Source organism: Streptomyces sp. SYP-A7185 (assembly GCF_046103685.1).
Lineage (GTDB): Bacteria > Actinomycetota > Actinomycetes > Streptomycetales > Streptomycetaceae > Streptomyces.
In genome coordinates, this window is the sequence record NZ_CP122310.1 from 5,420,085 (window position 1) to 5,447,052 (window position 26,968).

21 protein-coding genes and 1 pseudogene are annotated in these 26,968 nt (G+C 73.1%); 11 read left to right on the forward strand and 11 right to left on the reverse strand.

The window, feature by feature from the left end; genetic code table 11:
* Positions 1–35: 35 nt before the first annotated feature.
* Positions 36–878, reverse strand: coding sequence for a DUF4097 family beta strand repeat-containing protein (locus QBL25_RS23820; protein ID WP_409059035.1), 843 nt, complete (start codon positions 876–878; stop codon positions 36–38).
* Between the two features lie 120 nt (positions 879–998).
* Positions 999–1,529 carry a hypothetical protein gene (locus QBL25_RS23825; protein WP_409059036.1) on the reverse strand — a complete coding sequence of 177 codons (531 nt, stop codon included), beginning with the start codon at positions 1,527–1,529 and terminating at the stop codon, positions 999–1,001.
* Between the two features lie 462 nt (positions 1,530–1,991).
* On the opposite strand from QBL25_RS23825, the gene QBL25_RS23830 reads away from it, so the two are divergent.
* Positions 1,992–2,603: a TetR/AcrR family transcriptional regulator gene (locus tag QBL25_RS23830; RefSeq protein ID WP_409062754.1), complete on the forward strand. Its 612-nt coding sequence runs from the start codon at positions 1,992–1,994 to the stop codon at positions 2,601–2,603.
* Between the two features lie 26 nt (positions 2,604–2,629).
* On the opposite strand, the gene QBL25_RS23835 is transcribed toward QBL25_RS23830, so the two are convergent.
* A complete protein-coding gene (locus tag QBL25_RS23835) occupies positions 2,630–3,454 on the reverse strand; it encodes a MaoC family dehydratase (protein WP_409059037.1) in 825 nt (274 codons plus the stop codon).
* A 656-nt stretch (positions 3,455–4,110) separates the two neighbouring features.
* Complete coding sequence (locus QBL25_RS23840; protein WP_409059038.1) at positions 4,111–5,427, reverse strand: 3-oxoacyl-ACP reductase; 1,317 nt, start codon at positions 5,425–5,427, stop codon at positions 4,111–4,113.
* Between the two features lie 72 nt (positions 5,428–5,499).
* On the opposite strand from QBL25_RS23840, the gene QBL25_RS23845 reads away from it, so the two are divergent.
* The 3 genes from QBL25_RS23845 (at position 5,500) to QBL25_RS23855 (ending at position 10,593) form a co-directional block, all read left to right on the forward strand.
* A complete protein-coding gene (locus QBL25_RS23845) occupies positions 5,500–6,777 on the forward strand; it encodes an acetyl-CoA C-acetyltransferase (RefSeq protein ID WP_409059039.1) in 1,278 nt (425 codons plus the stop codon).
* 163 nt (positions 6,778–6,940) lie between these two features.
* Complete coding sequence (locus tag QBL25_RS23850; protein WP_409059040.1) at positions 6,941–8,842, forward strand: AMP-dependent synthetase/ligase; 1,902 nt, start codon at positions 6,941–6,943, stop codon at positions 8,840–8,842.
* A gap of 107 nt (positions 8,843–8,949) precedes the next feature.
* Positions 8,950–10,593, forward strand: a complete 1,644-nt coding sequence (locus QBL25_RS23855) for an alpha/beta hydrolase (protein ID WP_409059041.1) — start codon at positions 8,950–8,952, stop codon at positions 10,591–10,593.
* Between the two features lie 58 nt (positions 10,594–10,651).
* On the opposite strand, the gene QBL25_RS23860 is transcribed toward QBL25_RS23855, so the two are convergent.
* A complete protein-coding gene (locus QBL25_RS23860) occupies positions 10,652–11,521 on the reverse strand; it encodes a helix-turn-helix transcriptional regulator (protein WP_409059042.1) in 870 nt (289 codons plus the stop codon).
* A 157-nt stretch (positions 11,522–11,678) separates the two neighbouring features.
* On the opposite strand from QBL25_RS23860, the gene QBL25_RS23865 reads away from it, so the two are divergent.
* Both QBL25_RS23865 and QBL25_RS23870 read left to right on the forward strand, forming a co-directional pair.
* A complete protein-coding gene (locus QBL25_RS23865; protein WP_409059043.1) occupies positions 11,679–13,139 on the forward strand; it encodes an MFS transporter in 1,461 nt (486 codons plus the stop codon).
* 86 nt (positions 13,140–13,225) lie between these two features.
* Positions 13,226–13,888 (forward strand): DinB family protein, encoded by a 663-nt coding sequence (locus QBL25_RS23870; RefSeq protein WP_409059044.1) that lies wholly within the window; start codon positions 13,226–13,228, stop codon positions 13,886–13,888.
* Between the two features lie 35 nt (positions 13,889–13,923).
* On the opposite strand, the gene QBL25_RS23875 is transcribed toward QBL25_RS23870, so the two are convergent.
* The gene (locus QBL25_RS23875) at positions 13,924–15,213 is read right to left on the reverse strand and encodes a fibronectin type III domain-containing protein (RefSeq protein ID WP_409059045.1); all 1,290 of its coding nucleotides are present in this window, start codon (positions 15,211–15,213) and stop codon (positions 13,924–13,926) included.
* 348 nt (positions 15,214–15,561) lie between these two features.
* Between QBL25_RS23875 and QBL25_RS23880 the strand changes: the two genes are divergently transcribed.
* Positions 15,562–16,536, forward strand: coding sequence for a GyrI-like domain-containing protein (locus tag QBL25_RS23880; RefSeq protein ID WP_409059046.1), 975 nt, complete (start codon positions 15,562–15,564; stop codon positions 16,534–16,536).
* 62 nt (positions 16,537–16,598) lie between these two features.
* On the opposite strand, the gene QBL25_RS23885 is transcribed toward QBL25_RS23880, so the two are convergent.
* Together QBL25_RS23885 and QBL25_RS23890 are read right to left on the reverse strand one after the other, a co-directional pair.
* Complete coding sequence (locus QBL25_RS23885; RefSeq protein WP_409059047.1) at positions 16,599–17,768, reverse strand: lipase family protein; 1,170 nt, start codon at positions 17,766–17,768, stop codon at positions 16,599–16,601.
* 182 nt (positions 17,769–17,950) lie between these two features.
* Positions 17,951–19,009 (reverse strand): AraC family transcriptional regulator, encoded by a 1,059-nt coding sequence (locus QBL25_RS23890; RefSeq protein ID WP_409059048.1) that lies wholly within the window; start codon positions 19,007–19,009, stop codon positions 17,951–17,953.
* A 140-nt stretch (positions 19,010–19,149) separates the two neighbouring features.
* Between QBL25_RS23890 and QBL25_RS23895 the strand changes: the two genes are divergently transcribed.
* A complete protein-coding gene (locus QBL25_RS23895; protein WP_409059049.1) occupies positions 19,150–21,036 on the forward strand; it encodes an AMP-dependent synthetase/ligase in 1,887 nt (628 codons plus the stop codon).
* A gap of 60 nt (positions 21,037–21,096) precedes the next feature.
* Here QBL25_RS23895 and QBL25_RS23900 read toward each other — a convergent pair whose 3' ends face one another.
* Both QBL25_RS23900 and QBL25_RS23905 read right to left on the reverse strand, forming a co-directional pair.
* Complete coding sequence (locus QBL25_RS23900; RefSeq protein ID WP_363311198.1) at positions 21,097–21,411, reverse strand: AzlD domain-containing protein; 315 nt, start codon at positions 21,409–21,411, stop codon at positions 21,097–21,099.
* A 125-nt stretch (positions 21,412–21,536) separates the two neighbouring features.
* Positions 21,537–22,259 (reverse strand): annotated as a pseudogene (locus QBL25_RS23905) (AzlC family ABC transporter permease); the annotation flags it as partial.
* 142 nt (positions 22,260–22,401) lie between these two features.
* On the opposite strand from QBL25_RS23905, the gene QBL25_RS23910 reads away from it, so the two are divergent.
* On the forward strand, positions 22,402–23,010 hold the full coding sequence (locus tag QBL25_RS23910) for a helix-turn-helix domain-containing protein (RefSeq protein WP_409062755.1): 609 nt from the start codon (positions 22,402–22,404) through the stop codon (positions 23,008–23,010).
* A 5-nt stretch (positions 23,011–23,015) separates the two neighbouring features.
* Here the strand turns inward: QBL25_RS23910 and QBL25_RS23915 are convergent, their stop codons facing one another.
* Positions 23,016–23,951 carry a MurR/RpiR family transcriptional regulator gene (locus tag QBL25_RS23915; protein ID WP_409059050.1) on the reverse strand — a complete coding sequence of 312 codons (936 nt, stop codon included), beginning with the start codon at positions 23,949–23,951 and terminating at the stop codon, positions 23,016–23,018.
* Positions 23,952–24,072: 121 nt separating this feature from the next.
* Between QBL25_RS23915 and QBL25_RS23920 the strand changes: the two genes are divergently transcribed.
* Together QBL25_RS23920 and QBL25_RS23925 are read left to right on the forward strand one after the other, a co-directional pair.
* The gene (locus tag QBL25_RS23920; RefSeq protein ID WP_409059051.1) at positions 24,073–25,299 is read left to right on the forward strand and encodes a C45 family autoproteolytic acyltransferase/hydolase; all 1,227 of its coding nucleotides are present in this window, start codon (positions 24,073–24,075) and stop codon (positions 25,297–25,299) included.
* Complete coding sequence (locus QBL25_RS23925; RefSeq protein WP_409059052.1) at positions 25,296–26,960, forward strand: ABC transporter substrate-binding protein; 1,665 nt, start codon at positions 25,296–25,298, stop codon at positions 26,958–26,960. The genes QBL25_RS23920 and QBL25_RS23925 overlap by 4 nt, the downstream gene beginning before the upstream one ends.
* The last annotated feature ends 8 nt before the right edge of the window (positions 26,961–26,968 follow it).

Sequence of the window (26,968 nt, forward strand, 5' to 3'; positions counted from 1 at the left end):
CTCTCGCTCGTAGGGGCTCTCAGGCGTAGGGGCTCTCAGGTGCGGGAGTGGCGGAGCTCGATGTTGCCGTGCTTGGTGCGGGCGTGGATCTTGACCGTGTCCTCGGTCTCCTCCGGGACGTCGGACGCGGTGAGCGTGTTGCGCACCTGCCCCTTCTCCGAGCTGACGTCCAGCCAGGCGGCCGTGCCCCGGCGGATGCCCACCTCGATGGCGCCGTAGTTCGTCTCCAACTGGACCGTCCCGCGGACGACTTCGCCGACGCGCAGGACGCCGTGGGCGTTGGTCGCGGTGACCGACCCCTCGGCACGCTCGATGTCGATGTTGCCGTTGGCCCCGCTCACCCGCAGGTCGCCGGTCGCGGTGCCGATGGTCGTGCTGCCGTGCGAGTTCTTCAGTACGGCGGTGCCGTCGAGGAGACCGACGCGGACGCTGCCGGAGCTGGTGGTGATCTCGGCGGCGCCCTCGACCCGGTCGACGCTGATCGAGCCGTGGGACGCGGTCAGTTGGAGCGGCCCGGTGGTGTCGAGGCGGACGTCGCCGACCGATGCCTTCACGCGGACCTCGCCGAGCCGGCCCTCACCGAACACGTGGGTCCAGGAGCCGGTCACCTCGGCGTGCGAGCCCGCGGGCAGGCCGACCGTGATGTCGACCGCGCCGGACGGGCCGATGAGGCGGCGCTCCTTGGTCTTGACGGTCAGGACACCACCGCCGTACGCCACTTCGGTCTGCTCGGCGGCCCGTACGTCCTTGTCCTTCTTCGGGTCGTGCGGCTTGACCTCGACGACGGTGTCGGACCGGTCGCTCGCGGTGAACTGGATGGATCCTGCGCCCACGTGCGCCGTGGCCGAGATCGGTTCGGGAGTCTCGAAAGAAGGCATGGCTGTCCCGTCCTCTTGGGTCTCTGGGGCGTCCCCGCTGGTGGGACGTGGTGTGGGTGACGCGTGGTGTGGGTGACGCGCCGGGAGGGTGGTGCGGGGTCGTGCGGCGCGGGGGCGTGGCTAGCGCACCCAGCCCGTGACGCTCTGTCCGATCGTCGGGGTCTTCTGCGTCTGTGGGGTGCGCGGCCGGGCGTCTCCGTCGACCGCGGCCGAGACGGCGCGGATCAGCCACGCGTTGACCGAGAGGCCCTCGCGCCCCGCGGCCCCTTCGGCGCGGGCCTTGAGGTGGGCCGGCAGACGGAGGTTGACGCGGGCGGTGCCGCCTTCGTCCCCCTCGGCCGGGATCGAGGCCGGCGCCCTGAACGGTTCGACGGGGGCGGTCGGCTCCGCCATGGCGCCACCGTCGGTGGACGGCAGCGTCACCACGAAGTCGGGGTCGAGACCACGCAGCCGTACGTCGACGGAGCCCGGGGCGAGTTCGCGGGTGATCTCGTCCATCGCGGCCGAGAGCACGTTGAGCATGGTCAGCCGCGTCGCCGACTCCAGGGGAGCGGTGAGGCGGTCGGCCAGCTCGCGCGCTTCGTCCCCGCCGGCCTCGGCGGCCACCGCGAGTTCGCGGCGGAGGGTGTCGACATACGGGGTGAGGTCCATGACGTCATCATGGCACCATCATGGCGCCATGCGCAAGTGGGGTGGCGCCTTAGGTGGGGACGGATGTGGGGCTGGGTGTGCTGTTGGCCTCCTGACCTGCGGAAATGCTGGTGGTGTCGGTTCGGGTCGCGTGGCGTCAGGGTGAGGGACGGGGGTTCCTCTGGTGGTGTGGGTGGGGAGGGTGGTGCCACTTGGTGTCATCTGGCGCCATCTGGCGTCATGCGGCGTCATGCGGCGTCATCGCGTGCGGCGGCTCTTGGTGCCGGGTGGCGACCGGTGGCGCGGCTGGTGGGGTCGGCGGGTGCCGGGCGTAATCCTGGCCGGGGGGTCCTCCGGTGCCGACCGTAGGCTGGTCCTCTCTGTGCACAGGTGGTGTGGAAGGCGGGCGCCGGGGTGGGCGAAGTGAAGGCCGGGGCGGCCGGCGGGGCGGCCGGTGGCACCGCGGGGAAGCGGCAGAAGCGGATGCCGCGGGCCGTGCGGGAGCAGCAGATGCTGGACGCCGCCGTACGGATCTTCGGGCAGCGGGGGTACCGCGCTGCCTCCATGGACGAGATCGCGGAGGTCGCGGGGGTCTCAAAGCCGCTGGTGTACCTGTACCTGAACTCCAAGGAAGAGCTGTTCACCGCGTGCATCCGCCGGGAGGCCGCCGCTCTGGTCGCGGCCGTACGGGGCGGGGTGAGCGGGGGCGGGCCCGCCGACCGGCAGTTGTGGGACGGGCTGCGGGCCTTCTTCACGCACACCGCCGAGCGCCCCGACGCGTGGGTGGTCCTGCACCACCAGGCGCGGACGCAGGGGGAGCCGTTCGCCGCCGAGGTGGCGGTGATGCGCGAGGAGATCGTGGCGTTCGTGACGTCCCTGATCGCGGAGGCGGCACGGGAGGCGCACCGGAAGCCGGAGCTCGCGGAACGGGAGGTCGCGGGCCTCGCGCAGGCGTTGGTGGGCGCGGCGGAGTCGCTCGCCGGGTGGGCGAACGGTGACGCGTCGGTGTCCGCCAAGGAGGCGGCGGCGACGCTGATGAACTTCGCGTGGGCGGGGCTCGGTGAGTTGATGGAGGGGCGGCGGTGGACCCCGTAGCGGCGGGAGCCGTCTAGGGGCGCCGTCTAGGGGAGCGGGCGGAGGGATCCGGTGAGGTGGATCGCGTCGCCCCGGGAGCCGGTGCCGCGACTCCGGAGCTGGAAGTCCGGGCCGTCGGCCGCGTAGGTGACCGTGCCGGGGAGCAGGACGGGGGCCTTGAACTCCGCCTGGGCGTGGGCCGCTTCGGGGACGTCGTACTCCGCGAGGCAGCGGGCCACGGTCCACATGCCGTGGGCAATGGCCCGGGGGAAGCCGAGGAGCCGTGCGGTGACCGGGTGCAGGTGGATGGGGTTGCGGTCACCCGAGGCGGCGCCGTAGCGGCGGCCGAGGTCCCCGGGGAGCGGCCACTCGGCGAGGGCGGGAAGCGGGTCGCCGGCGGGCTGCTGCGGCGAGGGGCCCGCGGAGGTGCGGTGACGGGCCAGGTAGGTGCTGCTGGAGGTCCATACGGGGGTGCCGTCGACGCGTGCCTCGGTGACGAGGGTGGCTTCGGTGCCGCGCCGGTGCGGGCTCAACTTCGATGCGTGCACGGAGAGTTCGAGGGCGTCCGCCGTGGTCAGGGCGCGGTGCTGGGTGATCTCGATGGACGTGTGGACCAGCCCGAGGAGCGGCAGCGGGAAGGCGCGGGTGGTCATGAGGCGCATGGCCAGGGGGAAGCCGAGGACGTGGGGATAGGTGAGGGGGAGGACGTGCGGGGCGGTGCGGTAGCCGCAGAGCCGGGAGTAGTCGGCGAGACGCCCCGCGTCGGCCCGCAGCCCCCTGACGCTGGGACGCGAGCCGGGAAGCCCGGCGTCGGGCCGGGGCCGCTTGAACGGAGAGAGAATCGCGCCGCGAAGAAGAAGGGGGGCGAGCATGAGGGCCTTTCGGGGGTCGGGATACGGGGAGCGACCGCACCCCGCTCCCCGCCCCGCTCCCCAGGGGGCTGGGGTGCGGCGCCGAGTGCGCGGGGGCGCTGGTCGGTCGTTCGGGGGGCCGTGGGGTCGGGGGCGTGTGTGCCGGGTTGTGCAGCGAGGTCAAGTACCCAGGGATGGCGGTCGTTCGGAGGGGTGTGGGGTCGGGGGTCGCGTGTGTGGAGTTGTTCGGTGGCGCCGAGTACGCGGGGGCGCCGGCCCGTCGTTCGGGGGGCCGTGGGGTCGAGGTCGTGTGTGTCGGGTCGTTCAGCGAGGTCAAGTGCCCTGGGGCGCCGGTCGGTCGGAGGGTCGTGGGGTCAAGGGCCGTGTGTGCCCGGGCGTTCGGCAAATCAAGTGCCGCGTGTACCCGGGCGTTCGGTGGACCAAGTGCCGTGTGTGTCCGGGGCGTTCGGCGGGCCCAGTGCCGCGTGTGCCCGGGGAGTTCGGCGGACCAAGTGCCGTGAGGCGTGCGTCCATCGGGTGTGGGGGGCGCGCCTGCCGGGCTTGGTGGGTTTGGCGGGTTTGGCGGGTTTGGTGGAGGAGATCGTCATCCCATCCCCGCCGGAACGCCTCAAGGCCCGGAGGTGCCAGCCTCCCCCGGAACCCCGTCGAGGTGAGAGCTACGCGCCCAGCAGGCTCTGGCCGCAGACCCGGATCGTCTGGCCCGTCACGGCCGCCGACGCGGGGGAGGAGAGCCAGGCCGTGGTTTCGGCCACGTCCACCGGGAGGCCGCCCTGTCCGAGGGAGTTCATCCGGCGGCCCGCCTCCCGGATGAAGAGCGGGACCGCCGCCGTCATCTTCGTCTCGATGAACCCCGGCGCCACCGCGTTCACGCTCACCCCGTACTCCTCCAGCGCCCCCGGCGCCAGAGCCCGCACGAGGCCGATGATCCCCGCCTTGCTCGCGGCGTAGTTCGTCTGCCCGACGTTCCCCGCCATCCCCGCGATCGACGCCGTGGCCACGACGCTCCCGCCCCGATTCAGCGTCCCGGACTTGAGCAGCGCGTCCGTCGTGCGCAGCACGCTCGTCAGGTTCACGTCCAGAACCGGGTTCCAGCGGTCCGCCGGCATGTTGGCCAGCTTGCGGTCCCGCGTGATGCCCGCGTTGTGGACGAGGACGTCCAGACCGCCGGGAGCCAGCGCCGAAGCCATGCGCTCACCGGCGTCGTCGGCCGTGATGTCCAGCGCAAGCGCCGTACCGCCGAGCCGCTCGGCGACCCGTACCAGGTCCTGCCGCGCGGACGGCACGTCGAGGACGACCACCTGCGCGCCGTCCCGGGCCAGGACCTCCGCCACCGCCTCGCCGATCCCGCGCGCGGCCCCGGTGACGAGTGCCGTGCGGCCCGCGAGGGGGCGGTCCCAGTCGAGGGGCCCGTGCTCCGCTTCCCCGACCTCGATCACCTGGCCGCTCACGTACGCCGACCTGGGCGAGAGCAGGAAACGCAGCGTCGACTCCGCGGCTGCCGCCGAGCGCATGCGGACCAGCGTCGCCGTACGGCCCCGGCCCAGCTCCTTGCCCAGGGAGCGCACGAAGCCCTCCAACGCCTGCTGTGCCGCCGCCTGGTGGTGGTCGGAGGGCGAGACGGGGGCGCCGAGGACCACCACGCGGCCGTTCTCCGCCACCGAGCGCACCACGGGGTGCAGGGCCGCGTGCACGAGGGCGAGGTCAGGGGTGTCGCGCAGGCCCGTCGCGTCCAGTACGACCGCCGTGGGGCGCGAGGAGCCGGGAGTGGGTGTGAGGTGCGTGCGCGCCAGGACCGAGGTCAGCTCCGCCGTGTGGGGGGACTCGCCGCCCGCCGTCAGGTGGAGCAACTCGCCCTCCAGGTGGGGGCGTTCCGGGCTCCAGCGGTGCAGAGCCGACGGCTGCGGCAGGCCGAGCTTCCGGGTGAGGAAGCGGCCGGGTGCGGTGCCCGTGAAGTTCAGATAGCGGTCGGCCATTGTCCAACTCCCAGCTCGGTCGTAAATTTACTTCAGAGTAAGGTTACTCAAGGGTCAGGAGCTGGTCGAGACATGAAACTGCCCACCACCCGCCGCGTGGCGGTCATCGGCGGCAGCCGCATCCCCTTCGCGCGCTCCGACGGTCCGTACGCGACCGCGTCCAACCAGGAGATGCTCACCGCCGCCCTCGACGGACTCGTCGAGCGGTACGGCCTGGAGGGGGAGGGCGCCGTGGGCGAGTTCGTCGCCGGCGCCGTGCTCAAGCACAGCCGGGACTTCAACCTCGCCCGCGAGACCGTCCTCGGCTCACGCCTGGCGCCGACCACCCCCGCGTACGACATCCAGCAGGCCTGCGGCACCGGGCTGCAAGCCGTCATCGCCGCCGCCAACAAGATCACCCTGGGGCAGACGGAGTCCGCCGTGGCGGGCGGCGCCGACACCGCGAGCGACGCCCCGCTCGGCCTCAACGACTCCGTGCGGAAGATCCTCCTGTCCGCCCGCCGCGCCAAGTCGGCCGCGGAGCGCGTGAAGGCGCTCGCCCGGGTGCGGCCCTCGCACCTCGTGCCCGACATCCCGCGCAACGCCGAGCCCCGCACCGGGCTTTCGATGGGCGAGCACGCCGCCGTCACCGCCCAGAAGTGGGGCATCACGCGCGAGGCACAGGACGAACTGGCCGCCACCAGCCACCAGCGGCTCGCGGCCGCGTACGACACGGGGCTCCTGGACGGGCTCGTCGTGCCGTTCCGGGGGCTTGACCGGGACCAGAACCTGCGGCCCGGGTCGACCGTCGAGAAGCTGGCGAAGCTGTCGCCCGTCTTCGGGACCAAGGGGCCCAACCCCACCATGACCGCCGGGAACTCGACCCCGCTGACCGATGGCGCCGCCGTCGCGCTGCTGGCCGGCGACGAGTGGGCCAAGGAGCGCGGACTCGAACCGCTGGCCTACCTGACCGCGTACGAGACCGCCGCCGTCGACTTCGTCGGGGGTGATGTCGCCGACGGCGAGGACGGGCTCCTGATGGCGCCCGCCCACGCCGTGCCCCGGATGCTGGAGCGGGCCGGGCTCGGGCTCGCGGACTTCGACTTCGTCGAGATCCACGAGGCGTTCGCCTCGCAGGTCCTCGCCACGCTCGCCGCCTGGGAGAAGCGGGGGCTCGGGGTCGTGGACCGGGACCGGCTCAACGTCGCCGGGTCCTCGCTCGCCACCGGCCACCCCTTCGCCGCCACCGGCGCGCGGATCGTCGCCACCCTGGCGAAGCTGCTCGCCGAGCGGGGCGCTCCGGGGCGCGGGCTGATCTCCGTCTGCGCGGCGGGCGGCCAGGGGGTGACGGCGATCCTGGAACGGGACTGATCCGAAGCCGCCTCCCCCGGCAGCTCCCGCCGTACCCCTCGGCCCCAGTACCCCTCGGCCCCCGTACCCCTCGGCCCCCGGGCGCCTCTCGCCCGCCGCACCGCCCCCCTCGCCCCCTCGCCCCCGACTCCGCCCCTCCCCGCCCGACAAGGAGCCGCCACCCATGTCACCCGCCTCCCCGCAGCCCGCGCTCGTAGAGCCCCACTTGCGCCACCTCGACGGGGCCGTACGCGAAGTCTCCGTGCCGCCGCTCGCCCCCGCCGTCCGCAGCGGGTCCCTCGCCGACATCCCCTTCGACAACGCCCGTGAGGCCCCCGCCGAAGCCGTGCTCTCCCGCAAGGGCGCGGACGGGCGGTGGCGGGACGTGACCGCCGCCGAGTTCGCCGACGACGTGCTCGCCGTCGCCAAGGGGCTGATAGCCGAAGGGCTCACCCCGGGGGACCGGCTCGCCATCATGGCGCGCACGACGTACGAGTGGACGCTCCTCGACTTCGCTGGCTGGGCGGCCGGGCTCGTCACCGTGCCGGTCTATCCGACCTCCTCCGCCTACCAGACCCGGTGGATACTCCAGGACTCCGGCGCCGTCGCGCTCGCCGTGGAGACCTCGGCACTCGCCGCCTCGCTCGGCCCGGAGCGGGACCGGATGCCCGACCTGGAGCACCTGTGGGCCTTCGAGAAGGGGGACGTACGGCGGCTCGCCGAGCTGGGGCGGCAGGCGGGGATCTCCGACGCGGAAGTCGAGGGGCGGCGGGCCGAGGCGGGCCCCGACTCCGTGGCCACGCTCATCTACACCTCCGGCACCACCGGGCGGCCCAAGGGCTGTGTCCTGACCCACGGCAACTTCTTCGCCGAGGTCGACAACGCCATCGAGCTGCTCCACCCCGTCTTCAAGTCCGTGAGCAAGGAGCCCGCCTCCACGCTCCTCTTCCTGCCGCTCTCCCACGTCTTCGGGCGCATGGTCGCCGTCGGCTGCCTGCGGGCGCGGGTCCGCCTCGGGCACGCGCCCAGCATCCAGACCGAGGACCTGCTCGCGGATCTGAGCGGCTTCCGGCCCACCTTCCTGCTCGCCATTCCGTACGTCCTGGAGAAGGTGTTCAACACCGGGCGCGCGACCGCGGAGAAGATGGGCCGCGCGTCCTCCTTCGACCGCGCGGCCCGTATCGCCGTCCGCTACGGCGAGGCGGTCGAGGCGCGGCAGCACGGCACCGGGCCCGGCCCGGCGTTCGGGCTGCGGCTGGCCCGCGCGCTCTACGACCCGCTCGTCTACCGGCGGATCCGCGCGGCCCTCGGCGGCAAGGTGCGGTACGCGATCTGCGGCGGCTCCCCGCTGGGCCGCCGCCTCGCCGCCTTCTACGCGGGGGCCGGCATCGAGATCTTCGAGGGGTACGGCCTCACCGAGACCACCGCGGCGGCGACCGTGACCCCGCCGCTGAAGCCGCGCCTCGGCACGGTGGGCTGGCCGCTGCCGGGCACGCGCGTGCGGATCGCGGACGACGGCGAGGTGCTGCTCGCCGGGGGCCAGGTCTTCGGCGGGTACTGGGACGGACAGGCCGGGCGTCCGGTGGCCTCGCAGGGGGAGTGGTTCGCGACCGGGGACATCGGCACCCTGGACGCCGACGGCTATCTCTCCATCACCGGCCGCAAGAAGGACATCCTCATCACCACCGGCGGCAAGAACGTCGCTCCGGCCCCGCTGGAGGACTGGCTGCGGGCCCACCCGCTGGTCGGCCAGTGCATGGTCGTCGGGGACGACCGGCCCTACATCACCGCCCTGCTCACGCTGGAGGCGGACGGCATCGCGCACTGGTGCCGCATGAAGAAGAAGACGTACACCGGCCCGGCCGGTCTCGTGGACGACGCCGAGCTGCACGAGACCTTGCAGCGCGCCGTCGACGAGGCCAACAAGCTCGTCTCACGGGCCGAGTCGATCCGGCGGTTCGCCGTGCTGCCCGTGGACTTCACCGAGGAGAGCGGCCATCTCACCCCCTCCCTGAAGCTGAAGCGGGACGCCGTCGAGCGGGATTTCGCGGCGGAGATCGCCGGGCTGTACGGGCACGGAAAGTGACATCGGCCGGGCACGCAGGGTAGCGGGCGTCACGCACTGTCACCTGAACGGGCGGGGGCGCTGCCCCGCGCTTAGGGTGATCGAGGGGCAGACCCAGGGAGGTTGCCGTGCGTGGAGCTGTGGCACTCGCCGGCGTGACAGCGCTGGCCGTCATGGGGACAGGAGCCTGGCTGCCGGGCGTGAGCGCGGCTGCCGGACCGGCTGCGGCCGAGCCGTCGCGGGACTCCTCGCCTTCGCCCGCACCCTCGCCCGACCTCTCCCGGTACTACTCCCAGAAGATCAAGTGGGCGGCCTGTGAGGGCGACGGGGCGGGCCTCATGTCCGACCCCGACGCCACCTCCGTGCCCAAGGACAAGAACATCCGGTGCGGCAAGATCACCGTCCCGCTCGACTACGCCCGACCGGACCGCGGCAAGGTCGAGGTGGCCATGATCCGCATCAAGTCCAGCGGCAAGCCCCGCGGCTCGCTCCTCCTGAACTTCGGGGGCCCCGGCGGCGCGGGCGTGTCCGGACTGCTCGCCGCGCAGAAGGAGTTCGAGTACCTCGGCAAGGGGTACGACGTCGTCTCCTTCGACCCCCGTGGCGTGGGCGAGAGTTCACCCGTGAGCTGCGGAGACGCGGGCGCGCAGGAGCCGGAGATGGAAGGGGACTCCGACGACCCCGGCGCGGTCCTCGACGAGATGCGCAAGATATCCGAGGAGTGCAAGAAGAAGTCGGGCCCCGTCCTGCCGTACGTGGGGACCGTCAACGTCTCGCGGGACATGGACGTCATGCGCGCGGTGCTCGGCGACAAGAAGCTCAACTACCTGGGCTTCTCGTACGGGACGCGGCTCGGCGCCGTCTACACCGCGCAGTTTCCCGGGAACGTCGGCCGGATGGTCCTCGACGGCGTGGACACGCTGACCGAGGACGTCGCCGAACAGGCCCTGGTCAGCGCCGAGGGACGGCAGACCGCCCTCGACAACTTCATCGACTGGTGCACGGACAACGCGGGGTGCGTGCTCGGCACCGACGCGCGTGCGGCCCGCGGCAACATGGCCGAACTGGTCAAGGGCCTGGACACGTATCCGCTCCAGTCCTCGGACGGCGCGGAGTTCACCGGCCAGGACGTCGTGGACGTACTGGGCCAGGCGCTCTACAGCAGGCAGTCGTGGCCCGCGCTCTCCCAGGCGCTGGGCGCGCTGCTCGCGGACGGGGACCCGAGGGCGCTGCTGCGGATGAGCGGCTCGCTGGCCCAGCAGCCCCCGACCGACGGCCTCTCCGGGACTGGCAAGGTGCCCGGGCGGGCGCCCGCGGACGTCCCCGCCGACAACATGGCCGCCGCGCTCATGGCCGTGAACTGCGCGGACGACCCGGACCGGCCCGACGCCGACAGCCTGGAGAAGGAGGTCGGCAAGCTCCAGGAGGAGTTCGAGTCGACGTCCGCCATCTTCGGCCGGTCGATGCTGATGCCGGTGCTGTTCTGCTACGGCCGGCCCCCCGGCACGGACTACATCCGCGACGACGTGCGCGACGTGAAGAGCCCCGACTTCCTCCTCGTCGGCACCCGCGGCGACCCGGCCACGCCCTACCGCTGGACCGAGGAGACCGCGAAGCGGCTCGGCTCGGCGGCGGTCGTCCTGGACAACAAGGGCGACGGACACACCGGTTACGCCGGCTCCAAGTGCGTGCGGTCCAAGGTGGACGGCTTCCTGCTGTACGGCGAGATGCCGAAGAACGGCAGCTCGTGCGGGGTCGAGGAGGAGGACTGAGGGCGGAGGGCTGAGGGGGGCGCTGAGGGCTGATGACCTAGGGCTGAGGACCGAGGGCTCAGCGGCCGGGGTGGGTGCCCGCGCGGGCCGCCGTGTCCAGGCGCAGCATCGCTTCCTCGGTCTCGGTGCCGACCGGCGCCTGGTAGGTGACCAGACGCTGACCGCCCGTCCGGGCGAGCTGCATGGTCTCGTACGTGAGGGTCATCGTGCCGACCTTGGGATGCGCGAAGGTCTTGAGGCCGCCGCCCCGCTCCTTCACGTCGTACCGTTCCCACAGGCGCGCGAAGTCCGGTGACTTCAAGAGGAGTTCGCCCACCAGAGCGGCCAGCTCGGGCGAGTCCGTGTCGAGGCCGCCGACCGCGCGCAGATGCGCCACCGAGTTGGCGACGGTCTCCTCCCACGGCACGTAGAGGGCGCGGCCCACGGGGTGCAGGAAGAGATAGCGCGTGATGTTGCGCTTCTCCGGGGGCCAGTCCCAGATGCCGGGGAGGAGGTTGCGGCCCGGCGGGTTGGCGGCCAGCAGGTCGTTGTGACGGCTGACCACGTACGCGGGCAGCGGGCGCAGGGCCTCCAGCATCCGCAGGATGGAGTCGCGGACCGTGCGGTCGGTGGTGGGGCGGGGCTCGGTGAGGCGGCCCGACGCGAGCTCCGCGAGGTCGTGCAGCCGCTCGTGGGCATCGCCGCTCAGCCGCAGGGCGCGGGCCAGGGCGTCGACCACGGAGGGGGAAGGGTTCGTCTCGCGGCCCCGCTCCAGGCGCGTGTAGTAGTCGACGCTGACTCCGGCGAGGGTGGCGAGTTCCTCCCGGCGCAGCCCGGGGGTGCGGCGGAGGCCGGTGCCCGGGGGCAGCCCGGCGTCGGTGGGGCTGACCTGCGCCCGCCTCGCGCGCAGGTACCGGCCGAGCTCTGTTCCCTCTGGTGGTGCTGGCATCCGCCCATTGTCCCCGGCGGACGAGGGGCGTGGGGGGGTGTGTCAGGACCAGGAACGGCGCGGTCTGCCGGGGGCGGCCGGGCGGCGGGAGTCTTGAGCCCTCCCACTCACCTGCCTGCCTACCTGCCTGACCGCCCCCGCCCCAGGAGCCCCGCCCATGCCGACCTCGGCCGCCCCAGCCCCCGCCGTCTCCACGGCCCCCGCTGTCCTCACCGCCCCAGCCACCCCCACCCCCACCCCCACCGTCACCCGCCCCGGCCCCCGCCGCTCCCCGGCCCTCGCGCCCCTCCTGGCCTCGCTCCTCGGCTTCACCGTCATCACCGTCGACGTGTCCGCCGTGAACATCGCGCTGCCCGACATCCGGTCCTCCCTGCACGGCGGCATGGCCGGCCTGCAATGGGTCGTCGACGCGTACACGCTGATGTTCGCCGCCCTCATGCTCTCCGCGGGCGCCCTGGCCGACCGGGCGGGAGCCCGGCGCGCGTACGCCTGGGGCGTGGGCCTGTTCACCCTCGCCTCGCTGGCCTGCGCGCTGGCCCCCGGCATCGGCGCCCTGATCGCGGCCCGTACGGCGCAGGGCGGGGCCGCGGCCATCGTCATGCCCGCCTCGCTCGCGCTGATCCGGCAGGCCTACGACGACCCGAGGCGACGTGCGCGCGCCATCGCGCTGTGGACGGTCGGCGGCTCCGTCGCGATGGCCGCCGGGCCCGTACTCGGCGGTCTGCTCACCGAAGCGGCCGGCTGGCGTGCGGTCTTCCTCCTCAACCTGCCCATCGGGGCCGTGATCCTCGCCCTCCTCGCCCGCACCGCCCCCTCCCCGAAGCGCCCGGCGCCTCTGGACCTCGTCGGTCAGGTCACCGCCGTACTCGCCCTCGCGGGCCTCGCGTTCGCCGTGATCGAGGGCGGTCACCTGGGGTGGACCAGCGCCCCGGTGCTCGGCGCCGCCGCCCTGGCCGTCGCCGCCGGGTTCGCTTTCCGTGCCGCCGAGCAGCGGCACGGCGCGCCCATGGTCCCGCTCGCTCTGCTGCGGCAACGGCAGGTCGGCGTCTCGCTGGTGATCGGCTTCGCCGTCAACGCGGGCTTCTACGGGGTCGTCTTCCTGCTGGGCCTCTACTTCCAGCAGCTGCGCGGGATGTCGGCCGTCGCGGCGGGCCTGATGTTCGTGCCGCTGGCCGTCCTCATCACGTCGACGAACCTCGTCTCGCCGCGCATGGCGGAGCGGATCGGGCGTTGCCGGGTCATCGTGGCCGGGCAGGCGGTGCTGGCCCTGGCGATGTTCGTGCTGCTGCCGCTGGGCGCCCACACCCCGCTCTGGCTGGTCCTCGTCCTGCTCGTCCCCACCGGCATGGGCGGCGCGTTCGCGGTCCCCGCGCTGACGGCCCTGCTGATGGACGCCGTACCTGCCGAGCGCGCGGGCACGGCCTCCGGCCTGCTCAACTCCCTGCGCCAGACGGGCGGCGCGATGTCCGTGGCCCTGTTCGGCGCGCTCCTGGTGTCCGACGGCGCCACCGGCTTCTCCGTCACCGGCATGAGGGAAGCCCTCCTCGCGGTGGGCCTGCTGCTGTGCGCGACGGCGGCACTGGCGGCATGGCTGCTGCCGAGGGACGGACGGAAGTGAGGCGGGGGGCCCGAGGAGCCGTGCCTCCCGCCCCACCCGGCGGAAAACCCGATGAGGCCCGCCCCGGACCCGGCTACCGTTCCCGGATGCGCCGACAAGCCGAACAAGACGCCCCCGCCCCCGCCCCCGGCCCCGTCACCCCCGACGACCTCGACCGGGCCCTCCAGCTCGCCCTCGCCGCCCTCCGCGAGGCGCCCCCGGCCGCCTGGGAGGGCAAGGCGGGGACACTGGAGTGGGACTGCTGGGAGACCGTGGAGCACCTCGCCGACGACCTCTTCGCGTACGCCGCCCAACTCGGTCCGAAGCAGCCGCCCTTGACCGGCGAGGTCCCCTTCGTCTGGGAGCCCCGCAGGCCCGGCGGACCCGCCAACGCCATCCACGCCGACCGGGCCGCGGGACCCGCCGGGCTGCTCCAGGTCCTGGAGGCGAGCGGGGCCCTGCTGATCGCCATGGTGCGGACGGCGCCCCCGGCGACCCGCTCGTACCACGGCTTCGGGGTCTCGGACCCGGAGGGGTTCGCGGCCATGGGGGTCGTCGAAGTCCTCGTCCACACGCACGACTTGGCCGAGGGGCTGGGGCTTGCGTGGACCCCGCCCGCCGACGTGTGCGGCCGGGTGCTGCGCCGCCTGTTCCCCGACGTCGCCACGGGCGACGACCCCTGGACCACGCTGCTGTGGGCGACGGGACGGGCCGAGCTGCCGGGCCGGCAGCGGCGTACGTCCTGGCGCTGGTACGGGGAGCCGCGCTAGCCGCGCCGGCGGCCCCCCGCACACACCCGGCCCCGTCAGGAGGTCGGCGTGGCCGACACCTCGGGGGAGAGGGCGGACTCCAGGCCGTCCTCGTTCACCGTCGCGACGGCGTAGTAGTACTTCGTGCCGCCCGTCAGACCGCGGTCCACGAACTGTGTGTCGCTCGTGGCGTGGCTGACCTCGGCGTTCTCCTTGGTGACGCCGGGCTGCGCCGAGCGGTAGACGCGGTAGCCGGTCACGGGCGACTCGTCGCTGCCGTACGGGACGCCGTACCAGCTGAGCCGCACGGTGCCCGCACCCGCCGTGATGTCGTAGACCTGCGTGGCGCCCGGCGGCCGGGGCTGGGAGTACGCCGGCTTGACCGATGCGGACGGGGCCGAGGAGACCTCGTGCGCGGTGGTGGCCACGACGGCGTAGTAGTAGTCCCGCTCGCCCTCGTCCTCGCCCACCGTGGCGGTGTACTCGGTGCGCGTCACGGTCGCCACGCGGTTGGCCGGGTCGGTGACGTCGACCGTGGAACTCTTGGAGCGGTAGACGGTGTAGGAGGAGATCGGCACGTACGGGCTCTGCGACCACGACAAGGACAGCCGGTCGCCCACGAGTCGGGCGTCGCCGAGGACGGGCGCCTTGGGCACGGTCGCGTCGGTGACGGTCCTGGTTCCGCTGACGCTGTTCGACGGTGCGGATTCGTTCCCGACGGCGTCGACGCCCCGCACCTCGTAGAAGTACGTGCGACCCGGGTCGCCCTTCGTGTCCCGCAGCGTCAGGGAGGTCGTCGAACCGACCTTGACGCGGGCGGCGTTGGGGGATTCCGCGCGGTACACCACGTACTTCACCGAGTCCGAGTCGCCGGTGCGCCAGGTCAGCGTCACCCCGCGCGCGTCCTCGGAGGTGCGGGTGAGGTCGCGCGGCGCGAAGGGCGCGACCGTGTCACGGGTGCCGCGGAGAGGCTCGGTGAAGGGCGAGACATGCCCCGCGTCGTCCAGGGCGCGGATCTTGTAGGCGTACGCGACGTCGGCGTCGGCGTCGCTGTCGGCGTACGAAGGCGTGGGCACGGTGGCGAGCAGTGCGTACGGGCCCACCTCGTCCGGCTCGGTCCCCTCGGCCTCGGCCCGGTACACCTCGTACTTGGTGGCGGCCGAGAGCGAGCCCCAGGAGAGGGAGACGGACTGGCGGCCGGAGGTGACGTAAAAGCCCTCGGGAGCGTCGTACAGGGGGTTGTCGGGCTGGTCCGGGTCGTCGCCGGCGCCGCGCTCGGCGTGGGCGGCGGCGGATGCGGTGGCGGGCGCGGCGGCGTGGGCGGTGCCCGTTAACCCGAGGGTCATGACGACGACGGCGGCGGCGGAGGCGACGGCTGCGGGCCTGAGAGGACGGCGAGGACGGCGTTGAGACACGGCTGGCGTTCCCTTTCCGATGGAACCACGTACGGACGTGCGGCCGTACGGGATGCGCACGTGGGGGGAGTTGGCGGTGCTGTGGCCCCTGTGGGGAGGGGCCAAGGAACTTTAGCTGTACATGACCGGCGCCCGGGAGGCGGCGCGCCCCACCGCTCGCCTCGCCGCACGGCCCCGCCGCACGGCTCACCGGTGACCCGACCGAACCGGGCACAGGATGTCGGGTCCGGCAGGGTGGTTCCCTCCTAACGTCGGTGAACGAAAGGGAAGGAGGCCGGGGTGCTGGAGCGCTTGAACCAGGCCATGGACCACATCGAGGCCCATCTCGGCCAGCGGACGGATCAGCGGACGGACCGGAGGGTGGACCAGCGGACGGACCGGAGGGCGGTCCAGGGGGCCGTCCCACAGGCCGACCCGCCGATCGCCCCGCCGATCGATCCGCAGATCGACGTGGCCGCCCTGGCGCGGACCGCGATGACGTCGGAGTACCACTTCCGGCGGCTGTTCTCCGCGCTCGCGGGGATGCCGCTGTCGGAGTACGTCCGGCGCAGGCGGCTGACCCTCGCGGGCGCCGAGGTCCTGGCCGGGGAGCGGACGCTCCTGGAGATCGCCGTGCGGTACGGCTACTCGTCCGGCGAGGCGTTCGCGCGGGCGTTCCGCGCCATGCACGGGGTCGGACCCGGCGAGGCCAGGCGGGGCGGCGCGACGCTGCGGTCCCAGCCACGGATGTCCTTCCGCCTCATCGTCGAAGGGAGCAGCAGCATGCAGTACAAGGTCGTGGAGAAGGACGCCTTCCGCATCGTCGGCAGGAAGGCGCGGGTCCCGCTCGTGCACGAGGGCGTGAACCCGCACATCGCCGAGTTCATCCGGGGGATCGGGCAGGAGACGCTGCGGCGCATCGAGAGCCTGTCGGACCAGGAGCCGCGGGGACTCATCTCGGTGAGCGACGACTTGGCGGAGAGCCGGGCGGAGGGGACCGAACTCGACTACTACCACGGGGTGGTGAGCGGCGCGGACGTCCCCGACGACCTGGAGGCGCTCCCCGTCGCGGCCGGGACCTGGGCCGTCTTCGAGAGCGCGGGGCCGTTCCCGCGCACGTTGCAGTACCTGTGGCGGGACGTGTTCACGCAGTGGTTCCCGTCGAACCCGTACCAGAGCAGGCCCGGCCCCGAGATCCTGCGCACCCGCCTCTCGGACGACGGGACGCACGCGGAGGCCGAGCTCTGGATCCCGGTGGAGCGGACGCAGGCCTGAGCCCTGAGCGGACGCAGGCCTGAGCCCTGAGCGGACGCAGGCCTGAGCGGGCGCGCGGGCGGTCAGCAGTTGCCCCGTGCCGCCTTCCCCGCGAAGCGGTCCGCGAGCCAGTTCGCCGCCAGGGGGGACTGCGTGATGACCCCGGAGACGTGCTCGCCGAGCGGGACCGTGTGCCACTCGACGTTCGCGCCCTTGGCGCACCAGTCCTTGCGGACCTGCTTGCCCACGCCGTACGGGATCAGCTCGTCGGTGATCACGTGGTACTGGTACACGGGCGCGTCCGGAGCCCGTGTGCCGACCGACGACTCGCGCAGCCGCTGCTGCCAGTCCGGCTGGTCGAGGGGGTTCTTCACCGTCATGTCGGTGATCTTCTTGAAGGAGCCGAGCACCGCGCCGTCCGCCACGCAGCTGTCGCGCAGCGTGCCGAGCAGCTTCCTGCCCGCCGGGTTCAGATACGAGTCGAGCTTCAGCTCGGGGAAGGCCGCGTCCTGGCCGATCGCCGCCATGAAGACCAGACCCGAGCCGTACGAACCGTCGTTGAAGTCCGCTACCTTCATCAGGTCACCGGGGACCCCGCCGGTCGCCGTGCCCTTGACCTTCAGGTCGGGGGCGTACGAACCGTGCAGCTCGGCCGCCCAGCTCGACGCCTGGCCGCCCTGCGAGTACCCCATGATGCCGACCGGGGTGTCCGTGCCGAGCCCCGCCTCCGGGAGGCGGATCGCGGCGCGGGCGGCGTCGAGCATGGCCTGTCCCTCGGCCCTGCCGACCGTGTAGGTGTGGTCGCCGGGGGTGCCGAGCCCCTCGTAGTCCGTCACGGCCACCGCCCAGCCCCGCAGGGTGAGCTGCTGGATGAGGTTGGCTTCGAGGGTCGTCCCCTTGGGGAAGCCGGCGCTCGGGGCGCAGTGGTCGCCCATGCCGATCGTCCCGACGGCGTACGTGACGAGGGGGCGAGGGCCCTTTCTGCCGTCCTGCGGCACGATGACGGTCCCGGAGACGGTGTTCGGCTCGCCCTTCGCCGTCATCGACCGGTAGTTGATCTTCCAGGCCTTGGTGTTCGTGGGCTGGCCCGGCAGGGGATGGAAGCTGCTGGGCGCGGAGCTGACGATGTCGCCGGGTGCGGCGGCGTCCGCGGGGGCGGCCTGCGCCGTCACCGGGGTGACGGCCGACAGGCCGAGCGCGGCCACCACGGCCAGGGCTCTTGCGCGGGTACGAGCGCGGGAACGAACGTGCATGCGGCTCTCCCAACTGTCCTCAGTGGGTGGGGTCACTGTCCTCAGTGCCGGGGCGTCATTCTGTGTGCTCCGTGCAGGCGTTGACGGTAGTGACGCGCGAGCGGGTTACGCGCTGACGGGAGCGCTCACCTTTGTTGACTCCGCGCGTCCGGAGGCCCGGAAACCAGGGACCCGGGGCGGCGCTACCGCAGGGTCCTGCCGCGGGCGAGCTCCGACCCCGGCTCCCACGAGTCGTCGTAGGGATGCGCCACCCGATAGGCCCCCGGCGTCGTCCCCGTCCACCGGCGGAACGCCCGGTGGAAGGCCGTGTCCTCGGAGAAGCCGAGGCGGGCCGCCAGGTCGGCGATGGGTTCCGTGCCCTCGGCGAGACCGGCGATCGCCGCGTCCCGCCGCACGGCGTCCTTCAGCCGCTGGTACGAGGTGGACTCCTGGGCCAGGCGGCGGCGCAGCGTCGCGGGGCTCACCGCCAGGCGCGCGGCGATCTCGACCAGGGACGGCAGCCGGGGCGAGGTGCGCAGGGCGCGGGCGAGCGCGCGCCGCACCTGCTCGGCGACCGTCGTGCCGTACTCGCGCCGGGAGAGGAGGTCGAACGGGGCGCGGTGCAGCATCGCCTCAAGTGCCGCCTCGTCCCGGATCAGCGGCGCGGCCAGCCAGCGCGCGTCGAACCCCGCACCGGTGCGGGCCGCCCCGAAGCGGACCGGGCAGCCGAAGAGGTGGCCGTACTCGTCCTTGTGCGGGGGCGGCGGATGGCCGAACTCGGCCCAGTGCAGCGGGATGCGGCGCCCGATCAGCCAGCTGCACAGGCGGTGCCAGATGATGACGAGGCACTCGGCGAGGAAGTAGTCCCGTTCGAGGTCGTTGCGTACGGCGAAGACGGCGCTGCCCGCGCTGCCGTGCTCCAGCGTGAGGTCGGGTCCGCCGGGGAACAGCCCGTAGAAGGTGACGGCCCGCTCGACGGCGGCGCCGAGGTCCCGGCAGCCGAGGGACGCGTGGCACATCATCGCGAAGGTGCCGGGCCTGCTGACGGCCGCCCCGAGCCCGAGGAACTCGTCGCCGGTGGCGCGGTACAGCTCCCGGAAGAGGCGGGCGAACTGGACCTCGGTGATCCGGGCCCGGTCGTCGCCGAGCAGGAGCGGGGGGATCTGGGCGGTACGGAGCAGCGGGACGGTGTCGATCCCGCGGCGGTCGGCGCCGTGCAGCATGGCGCGGACGTGGTGCACGGTGATGGTCCGGCTGGGCATGGGGTTGTCTTCCCCCGCGGCGCGCGCTCTCGAACGCGGACCCGGTGGCGCCGGTCGCCGACGGGCTGAGCGTTCCGGCCAACCCCGCTGACGTTTCCCGTCATCCCCCGGCGTCCGGCCCTGTCCCTAGCGTCGTACGCATGCAGCCGACGGAGCGCCCCGAGACCCTGGCCGTCCTCACCGAGTGGGCGGCCGACCGCCACGGCAAGCTGCCCGCCCTCCGCTTCAAGACGCGGGGCGGGACGTGGGAGGAGGTCTCCTACGAGCAACTGCGCACGCGCGTGCGGGACTTCGGCCGGACCCTGCTGACCCTCGGCGTGCGCCCTGACGACCGGGTGGCGATCCTCGCCGAGACCCGCCCCGAGTGGACCTACGCCCACTTCGCCGCGTTCGCCGCGGGCGCGGTGGTCGTCCCCGTCTATCCGACCGCGGGCGAGGAGGAGGTCGAGTGGGTCGTCGGGGACTCCGCCGCGTCGGTGGTGATCTGCGAGAACACCACCCAGGCGGCGAAGATCGAAGCCTTGCGGCCCCGCCTGCCGGGCGTACGGCACGTGCTGCTCATGACGGAGGAGAACCCGCCGCCGGAGACCCCGGTGGGGACCGGCGTGGAGTCCTCCGTGGGGACCCGCGTGGAGACCTCCGTGGGGACTCGCGTGGAGACCTCCGTGGTGGCGCCCGTGGAGTCCTCCGTGAACACCTCCGTGGAGACCCTTCTGGACCGGGCCGCGAGCCGCACCCCCGCCGACCTGGCCACCATCATCTACACCTCCGGCACCACCGGACTCCCCAAGGGCTGCCTCCTCACCCACGGCAACCTGGGCGCGGTCCAGGCCGCCACGCTCCCGCTGATCGACGGCGGCCCCGGCGACTGCACCTACCTCTACCTGCCGCTCGCCCATCTCCTCGCCCAGTTGATCGAGTTCACCACGCTCGTCGAGGGCGGCGAACTCTGCTTCTTCGGCGGGAAGATCGAGAACGTGGTCGCGGAGCTCGCCGAGGCGAAGCCCACGCATCTGCCGTCCGTGCCGCGCCTGTTCGAGAAGGTGTACTCCGTGGTCCTCTCCCTGGCGGAGTCCCAGGAGGGCGGCCGTGAGCGGTTCGAGGAGGCGATACGCATCGGGGTCCTCGCGGCGGACGGCGCCCTGCCGCCGGATCTCCGGGACGCGTACGAAGCGGCCGACCAGGCCCTCTACGGACTGGTCCGCCAAGCGCTCGGCGGACGCATCCGGTGGGCGGTGACCGGCGGCGCGCCCATCGCGCCGCACGTCGTCGACTTCCTGCGGGCCTGCGGCGTCGAGTTCTACGAGGGGTACGGGATGACCGAGTCGGCGGGCGTCATCAGCCTCAACCACCCCGGAGCGGTCCGGTACGGGACGGTCGGCCGCCCCGTGGAGGGCTGCGAGGTCCGTATCGCGGACGACGGAGAAGTCCTGGCCCGTGGCGAGATGATCTTCCCCGGCTACCACGCGAACCCGGAGGCCACCCGCGAAGCCCTGGACGACGAAGGCTGGCTGCACACCGGCGACCTGGGCGCCCTGGACGCTGACGGCTACCTCACGATCACCGGCCGCAAGAAGGACCTGATCATCACCTCCGGCGGCAAGAACCTCACGCCGTCCCTCAGCGAGCTGGCGATCCAGCGCTCGCGTTTCGTGTCCCGCGCGGTGATGGTGGGCGACAACCACCCGTACCCCGTGGCCCTGATCACGCTGGACGCCGAGGAGATCAGGGGCTGGGCGGCCCGCGAGGGCGTGCGACCGACGGAGCCCTTCTCCCGGGACCCCCGCGTCCGCGCGCTGGTCGGCGAGGCGGTGGAAGCGGTGAACGCGACGGTCTCGCGCCCGGCCCGCATCCGGGACTTCGCCCTGCTCGACGAGGATTTCACGGTGGAGAGCGGCCTTCTCACCCCCAGCCTGAAGGTCCGCAGACGAGCGGTGACGGAACGGTACGCGGCGCGGATCGACGACCTCTACGCGAAGCCCGCACCCCCGCCGGCTGCATCTCCGCCTCCGGCACCCCCGCGGTGATCCGCCCGACCGCCCGACCGCCCGACCGGCCAACCGCCCTCCCGGCCACCCGGCCCCGCCTCACGCGACCCCCGCCAGCCGCAGCAGCGCCGTGGTCGCCGCCGCGCCCACCACGACCACGGCGAAGGGCGCCTTCCGCCAGGCGAGCACCCCACCGGCCAGGACACCGAGGGGCCGCGCCCACCCGGCGAAACCGTGCCCCTCGGTGAGCGCGCCGGTGGCGAGCAGCGCGACGAGCAGGACGGTGGCCCCGACGGTCAGCAACTCCTGCACGCGGACCGGCAGTTCGACCCGCCCGTGCAGCAGGGGCCCCGCGAGCCGGAAGGCGTAGGTCCCCGCGGCGAGGACGAGGACGCAGGCGAGATAGGCGTTCACGAGGCACTCCCTCGGGCGACGGGGTGGTCGGGATCGGCGGTACGGCCCGGACCTTCGGGGACCACGGGATCCGCGGGGTTTGGGTCGCGGCCGGGGTTTCGGTCGCGGCCGGTGGCCTTGGCCGACCGCCCGGGTCCGCGCCGGGCGGCGAGCAGACCCAGCAGCGCGAGCAGCACCGGCACCCCGGCCGGCAGCCACGGGGCGGCGGCGACCGCGATGACGGCACCGGCGGCAGCGGCCCGCCGCGTCAGGCTGTCCCCGCGCAGGGCGGGCAGCACCAGGGCCAGGAGCACCGCGGGGAACGCGGCGTCGAGGCCGAAGCGGTCGGTGTCGCCCAGCGCGGAGCCGGCGAGCGCCCCGCCGAGCACGCTGACGTTCCATACGGCGAACAGGCCGAGCCCGGATATCCAGAACGCGGCCTTGCGCTGCTTCTGGTCCGGCTGGGCGAGCACGAAGGCCGCCGTCTCGTCGGTGATCAGATGCGCGCCCAGGAACCGCGCGGCCCAGGACCGTCCGAGGCTGTCGGCCACCGCCAGACTGAAGGCCGCCGTACGGGAGTTGAGCAGCAGGCCCGTGGCCGCGGCGGCGGCCGGACCGCCGCCCGCCGCCAGGATTCCGACGGCGCTGAACTGGGCGGAGCCCGCGTACACGAGCAGCGACATCAGGACCGGCACCCAGACGGGCAGGCCGCCGGCGACGGCGATCGCCCCGAAGGACACCCCGACGACGGCGTCGGCGAGCCAGACGAGCGCGATGTCGCGCAGCACCCCGCGCGGCAGCTGGGAGAACCGGACGAAACCGTCGGCCGTTCGGTTGGATGGGCTTTCTGTTCGGTGTGGCGAACGCATACGTCGTAGGATGGGTACAGCGAGGCGCGTTCGTCAAGCCGAACGAACGGTCTTCTGTGGCGAACGGCAGGCGATGAGCGGCGCGGCCCGAAGGGTGAGGGAGAGCTTCATGACGAGCGAGGGCACGAGCACGGGCGGGGGCATGAGCACGGGCGGGGGCGCGAGCGCGTCCACCGGCACGAGCGCGGGCACGGCCACCCCCTCCCGCCTCCCCCGGGAGTGGATCGCCGCCGCCCTGCGCCGCGAGCGGACCAAGGCGGGCATCTCGCTCTCCGAACTGGCCAAGCGGGCCGGCATCGCGAAGTCGACGCTGTCCCAGCTGGAGGCGGCCACCGGAAACCCCGGGATCGAGACCGTGTGGGCCCTGGCCGTGGCCCTCGGGGTGCCCTTCAGCGTGCTCGTGGAGTCACCCGCCCCCGCCGTGACGGTGATCCGGGCGGGGGAGGGCCCCACCATGCACGCCGAACAGGCCTCGTACGCGGGGACGTTGCTCTCGGCGGGGCCCGCCGGCGTCCGGCGCGACATCTACCACGGCGCTCTGGAGCCCGGCTCCGTCCGGGAGTCCGAGCCGCACATCCCCGGGTCGGTGGAGCACCTGATCGTCTCCACCGGCCGGCTCGTCGCGGGCCCGCGCGGCGAGACGGTGGAACTGTCCGCCGGCGACTACATGTCGTACCGGGGAGACGTCCCGCATCTGTACGAGGCGCTGGAGTCGGGCACGACGTTCGTGCTGGTGATGCAGCACGTGTAGGCCCCTCAGCTGGCCCCGCCCCCGCCCCCCTTCCGGCCCCTCGGTGCCAGCAACTGCTCCCTCAGAGCGGTCAGTTGGTGTGACGTCTCCACCGCGAGGGCCTCGTCCAGCGTGGCCAGGGCGAGGAGCAGTGCGTCCGCCACCACCAGTGCGGTCAGCGCCTCGGTCGTGATGCCGGTCGGTGTGTGCGGTGCCGTCAGGACGGCGTCCACCCGAGGCCCGTAGAGCTCCGCCAGTTCGTCCGTGACCAGCACGACCCGCGCCCCCACCGCCCGCGCCCGCTCTATGAGCACCGTCAGCTCCGTCAGCGCGCGCCCCGGCTGGAAGATCACCACCGCGTCGCCCTGGCGTACCGCGAGCAGGTGATCGGCGAGGGCGAAGCCCGTGTCGCCGAAATAGCGCGCCCGGCGGCCGATCCTGCCGAGCGCCAACGCCAGGTGCCGGGCCGCCAGTTCGGAAGCCGCGATGCCGTAGCAGTGGATCTCCGGGGCCTGGGCGAGGAACCCCACGGCGTCCCGCAGCGCCTCGCCCGGCGTCAGGCGCCGCGCGTGCTCGATGCGCTCCTGGGCTTCGTCGAAGACGTCGCCCCAGATGTCGTCCAGATCCCGGCCCACGTGCGCGATGCGCTGCTGGAGGCGCACCTCGGGCGGCACCGCCGAGGTGAGGTCCGACGCCAGTTCCCGCTTGAGCGCCGGCAGTCCCGCGTAACCGAGCCGCTGGAGGGCGCGGACCACGGTGGCGTTGCTGGTGCCGCTGGCCGTGCCCAGCTCCTGGGCGCTGGCGAAGAGCAGCGACTCGGCGGGCGCGCTGACCAGGTACTGGGCGACGGCCCGCTCGGACGTGGAGAGGGCCTCCCACTGGTCGCGCACCGCGGCCCGCAGCCGTGCGAGCCCCGCCCCGACGGCGGCTCCGCTTCCGGTCCCATCCTCTGAAATTTCCATTACAGCTATTGACTCTCGTGTGATGGCCGTTACTCTCCTGGGCAACGCATTCCAAGAGGAGAGCTTCCCGTAATCAACGTTACAGGACAGGTGGCGGAAGCTCTCCGTCGCGAGGAGAACAATGGCACCCCGCCCCGCCCCAGACGCCCCTGACGTCGCCTCCGCCCCAGAACGCACCCTTCCGCTCGTCGAGGTATCCGGCACCCCCGTCGAGCGCGGCCGCCAGTACGGCGAGGCCGTCCGCCCGCAGCTGCACGCCGCCCTCGCGTACTACGAGGAGGCGTTCGGCCAGTCGTCGGGTCTGACCTGGGACCAGGTCACCGCCCGCGCCACCCGCTGGCTGGAGCCGGTCCGCGACTACGCGCCCCACCTCCTGGAGGAGATGCGCGGCATCGCCGACGGCGCCGGGGTGAAGCTCCCCGACATCCTCGCGCTCAACGCCCGGGGCGAGGTCATCTACGACCGCTCCTTCGCCGACATGAAGACCGGCGGGGCCACCGACGAGCAGGCAGCCGACAGCGGGGCCAAGGAGGAAGCCGCCGACGGCTGCACGTCCTTCGCCGCCTACGGCGAGGCCAGCGGCGACGGCCACGTCTGGGCCGGGCAGAACTGGGACTGGCGGGCCGGGGTAGCCGACACCGTCGTCATGCTGCGTGTCGTCCAGCCCCCGCACCCGACCCTGATCATGCAGGTCGAGGCGGGCCAGATCGGCCGCCAGGGCGCCAACTCGGCGGGCATCGCCCTCAACGCGAACGGCCTCGGCGGGCGCTTCAGCGACGCGATCGGCCTCCCGCAGACCGTCGTACGCCGCAGCGTCCTGGACCAGCACTCCATCACCGACGCCCTGGACGTGCTCTGCCGCACCCGCGCCCACATCGCGTCCAACGCCCTGCTGACCTGCCGCGAGGGCTTCGCCGTCGACCTGGAGACGACCCCGGCCGGGCACGGCTGGATGTACCCCACCGACGGCCTGCTCGTGCACGGCAACCACTACCAGGCGGGTGTCCCGGCCGCGATCGCCGCGCACTACCGCCCCATGTCCTCGGACTCGCTCGTCCGCGTGCCCCGCGCCCAGCAGGGCCTCGCTGCCCTCCGCTCCTCCACCGGCGCAGACGAGTCGCGCAAGCTGATCAAGCAGGCCATGTCCGACCACCTCGGCCACCCCGAGTCGCTGTGCACCCACCCCGACCCGCGCAAGCCCGAGGTCAAGCACTGGGCCACGCTCGTCTCCTCCTGCGTGGACCTGACCAGCGGCGACTACCACGTCACCGCCGGCACCCCCTGTGACCGGGATTACCGGCACATGCCCTGGAACCTCTACGACGGCCCGTACGGAGACAGCAGATGACGACCACGACCAGGACCGGCGCGACCCCCAGGCGGCCCCTGGTCGCGGGCCTCGCCACCGCCGCCCTCCTCGCCACCGCCGGATGCAGCGGCGCCGACACGGCCGCCACGGGCGGCGAGCCCGCCGACGCCGCCCGGCTGAAGCTGTCCGCGACGACCGCCGACGCCAAGGGGGCCCTGGACAAGGCGAACTGGCTCCTGGAGGACGAGCCGGACTCGCTCGACCTCGACACCCAGGGCTCCAGCGCGGGCCGCGTCGTCCTCACGAACGTCTGCGAGCGGCTCTACCAGCTCCAGCCCGACATGACGATCAAGCCCTTCCTCGCCGAGAAGGCCGGCGCCCCCGACGACAGGACCCTCGTCCTGAGCGTCCGGGACGGCGTCACCTTCCACGACGGGTCGAAGCTGACCGCCGACGACGTGCTCTGGTCCCTGAAGCGGCACGCCGACCCGGACATGGAGCAGGCCGACGAGTTCGGCAACGTCAAGTCCATGAAGAAGACCGGCGACCGCGAGATCACCATCCGCTTCAAAGCCCCCGACGCGCTCTTCACCAAGGCCCTCGCCGGTGACGCGGGCATCGTCTGGAACAAGGAGCAGGTGACCGCCGCCGGCAAGGACTTCGGTACGCCGGGGCAGGGCGACGCGTGCAGCGGACCGTACGAGCTGACGGGCTGGAAGTCCGGTGACTCGATCACCATCGGGGCGTACGACGGCTACTGGGGCGACAAGCCGCTGACCCGGCAGGTCGTCTTCCGCTGGGCCTCCGACAGCGCCCTGGTCAACGCCCTGAAGACGGGCGCCGCCGACGGGACGTACGCGGAGTCCCCGAACACCGCATCCGCCCTGCGCTCCACCAAGGGCCTCGATCAGCACCACGGCCCGTCCACCGCGTCCCTGGTGCTCATCCCGACGGCCCGCGGCGGCCTGAAGGACCCGCGGATCCGCCGCGCGCTGTCCCTCGCGATCGACCGCACCGGCATCGCCAAGTCGGGCTACGGCGGCCTCGTCCAGCCGTGGGCCACGCCCGTCGGTTCCGGCGCCTGGGGGTACGAGAAGCCCGCGTTCGAGGCGGCGCAGCAGAAGCTGTCCGCCGCCGCGCCCGCCACCCCGACCGCCGACGACCTCGCCGCGGCCAAGGACCTGGTGAAGGAGGCGGGCACACCCGCCGATCCCATCGTGATCGGCACGGACAGCAGCCAGGGCCGCACGGTCGTCGCGAACGCGGTGCGCTCCGCGCTCCAGCGGATCGGCCTCAAGGGGCAGATCAAGACCGTCCCGACGGCCCAGTTCGAGGAGTTCTACAGCGACCCGGCCGCACGCTCCGACATCGACGTGCTGGTCGGCGACTGGTACATCTCCAAGGCCGACCCCATGGGCTTCTACGACAACGGCCTCTCCGACTCGTCCAACAACTGGGTCGGCTTCAAGGACGCCATGTACGACAAGAAGGTCCGTCAGGCGCTGAGCACGCTCGACGACCGGAAGCGGGCCAAGCTCGCGATCGACGTGCAGAAGCGGTTCGTGGACGCGGGGGTGTGGATCCCGGTCGCGCAGGTGCCCTCGACGCTGGTCGTCTCCGACAAGCTCACCGGACCGCCCGCCTCCCAGGCCTACCTCTACTACCCGTGGGCCGCCGGACTCGGCCTGAAGAAAGGCTAGGTGAGCCT

What these genes read in the sequence shown, in the direction of transcription:
- QBL25_RS23820 (WP_409059035.1), bottom strand. Translation starts at nt 878, where the DNA reads ATGCCTTCTTTCGAGACTCCCGAACCGATCTCGGCCACGGCGCACGTG.
- QBL25_RS23825 (WP_409059036.1), bottom strand. Translation starts at nt 1,529, where the DNA reads ATGGACCTCACCCCGTATGTCGACACCCTCCGCCGCGAACTCGCGGTG.
- QBL25_RS23830 (WP_409062754.1), top strand. Translation starts at nt 1,992, where the DNA reads ATGCCGCGGGCCGTGCGGGAGCAGCAGATGCTGGACGCCGCCGTACGG.
- QBL25_RS23835 (WP_409059037.1), bottom strand. Translation starts at nt 3,454, where the DNA reads ATGCTCGCCCCCCTTCTTCTTCGCGGCGCGATTCTCTCTCCGTTCAAG.
- QBL25_RS23840 (WP_409059038.1), bottom strand. Translation starts at nt 5,427, where the DNA reads ATGGCCGACCGCTATCTGAACTTCACGGGCACCGCACCCGGCCGCTTC.
- QBL25_RS23845 (WP_409059039.1), top strand. Translation starts at nt 5,500, where the DNA reads ATGAAACTGCCCACCACCCGCCGCGTGGCGGTCATCGGCGGCAGCCGC.
- QBL25_RS23850 (WP_409059040.1), top strand. Translation starts at nt 6,941, where the DNA reads ATGTCACCCGCCTCCCCGCAGCCCGCGCTCGTAGAGCCCCACTTGCGC.
- QBL25_RS23860 (WP_409059042.1), bottom strand. Translation starts at nt 11,521, where the DNA reads ATGCCAGCACCACCAGAGGGAACAGAGCTCGGCCGGTACCTGCGCGCG.
- QBL25_RS23865 (WP_409059043.1), top strand. Translation starts at nt 11,679, where the DNA reads ATGCCGACCTCGGCCGCCCCAGCCCCCGCCGTCTCCACGGCCCCCGCT.
- QBL25_RS23870 (WP_409059044.1), top strand. Translation starts at nt 13,226, where the DNA reads ATGCGCCGACAAGCCGAACAAGACGCCCCCGCCCCCGCCCCCGGCCCC.
- QBL25_RS23875 (WP_409059045.1), bottom strand. Translation starts at nt 15,213, where the DNA reads ATGACCCTCGGGTTAACGGGCACCGCCCACGCCGCCGCGCCCGCCACC.
- QBL25_RS23885 (WP_409059047.1), bottom strand. Translation starts at nt 17,768, where the DNA reads ATGCACGTTCGTTCCCGCGCTCGTACCCGCGCAAGAGCCCTGGCCGTG.
- QBL25_RS23890 (WP_409059048.1), bottom strand. Translation starts at nt 19,009, where the DNA reads ATGCCCAGCCGGACCATCACCGTGCACCACGTCCGCGCCATGCTGCAC.
- QBL25_RS23895 (WP_409059049.1), top strand. Translation starts at nt 19,150, where the DNA reads ATGCAGCCGACGGAGCGCCCCGAGACCCTGGCCGTCCTCACCGAGTGG.
- QBL25_RS23910 (WP_409062755.1), top strand. Translation starts at nt 22,402, where the DNA reads ATGAGCACGGGCGGGGGCGCGAGCGCGTCCACCGGCACGAGCGCGGGC.
- QBL25_RS23915 (WP_409059050.1), bottom strand. Translation starts at nt 23,951, where the DNA reads ATGGAAATTTCAGAGGATGGGACCGGAAGCGGAGCCGCCGTCGGGGCG.
- QBL25_RS23920 (WP_409059051.1), top strand. Translation starts at nt 24,073, where the DNA reads ATGGCACCCCGCCCCGCCCCAGACGCCCCTGACGTCGCCTCCGCCCCA.
- QBL25_RS23925 (WP_409059052.1), top strand. Translation starts at nt 25,296, where the DNA reads ATGACGACCACGACCAGGACCGGCGCGACCCCCAGGCGGCCCCTGGTC.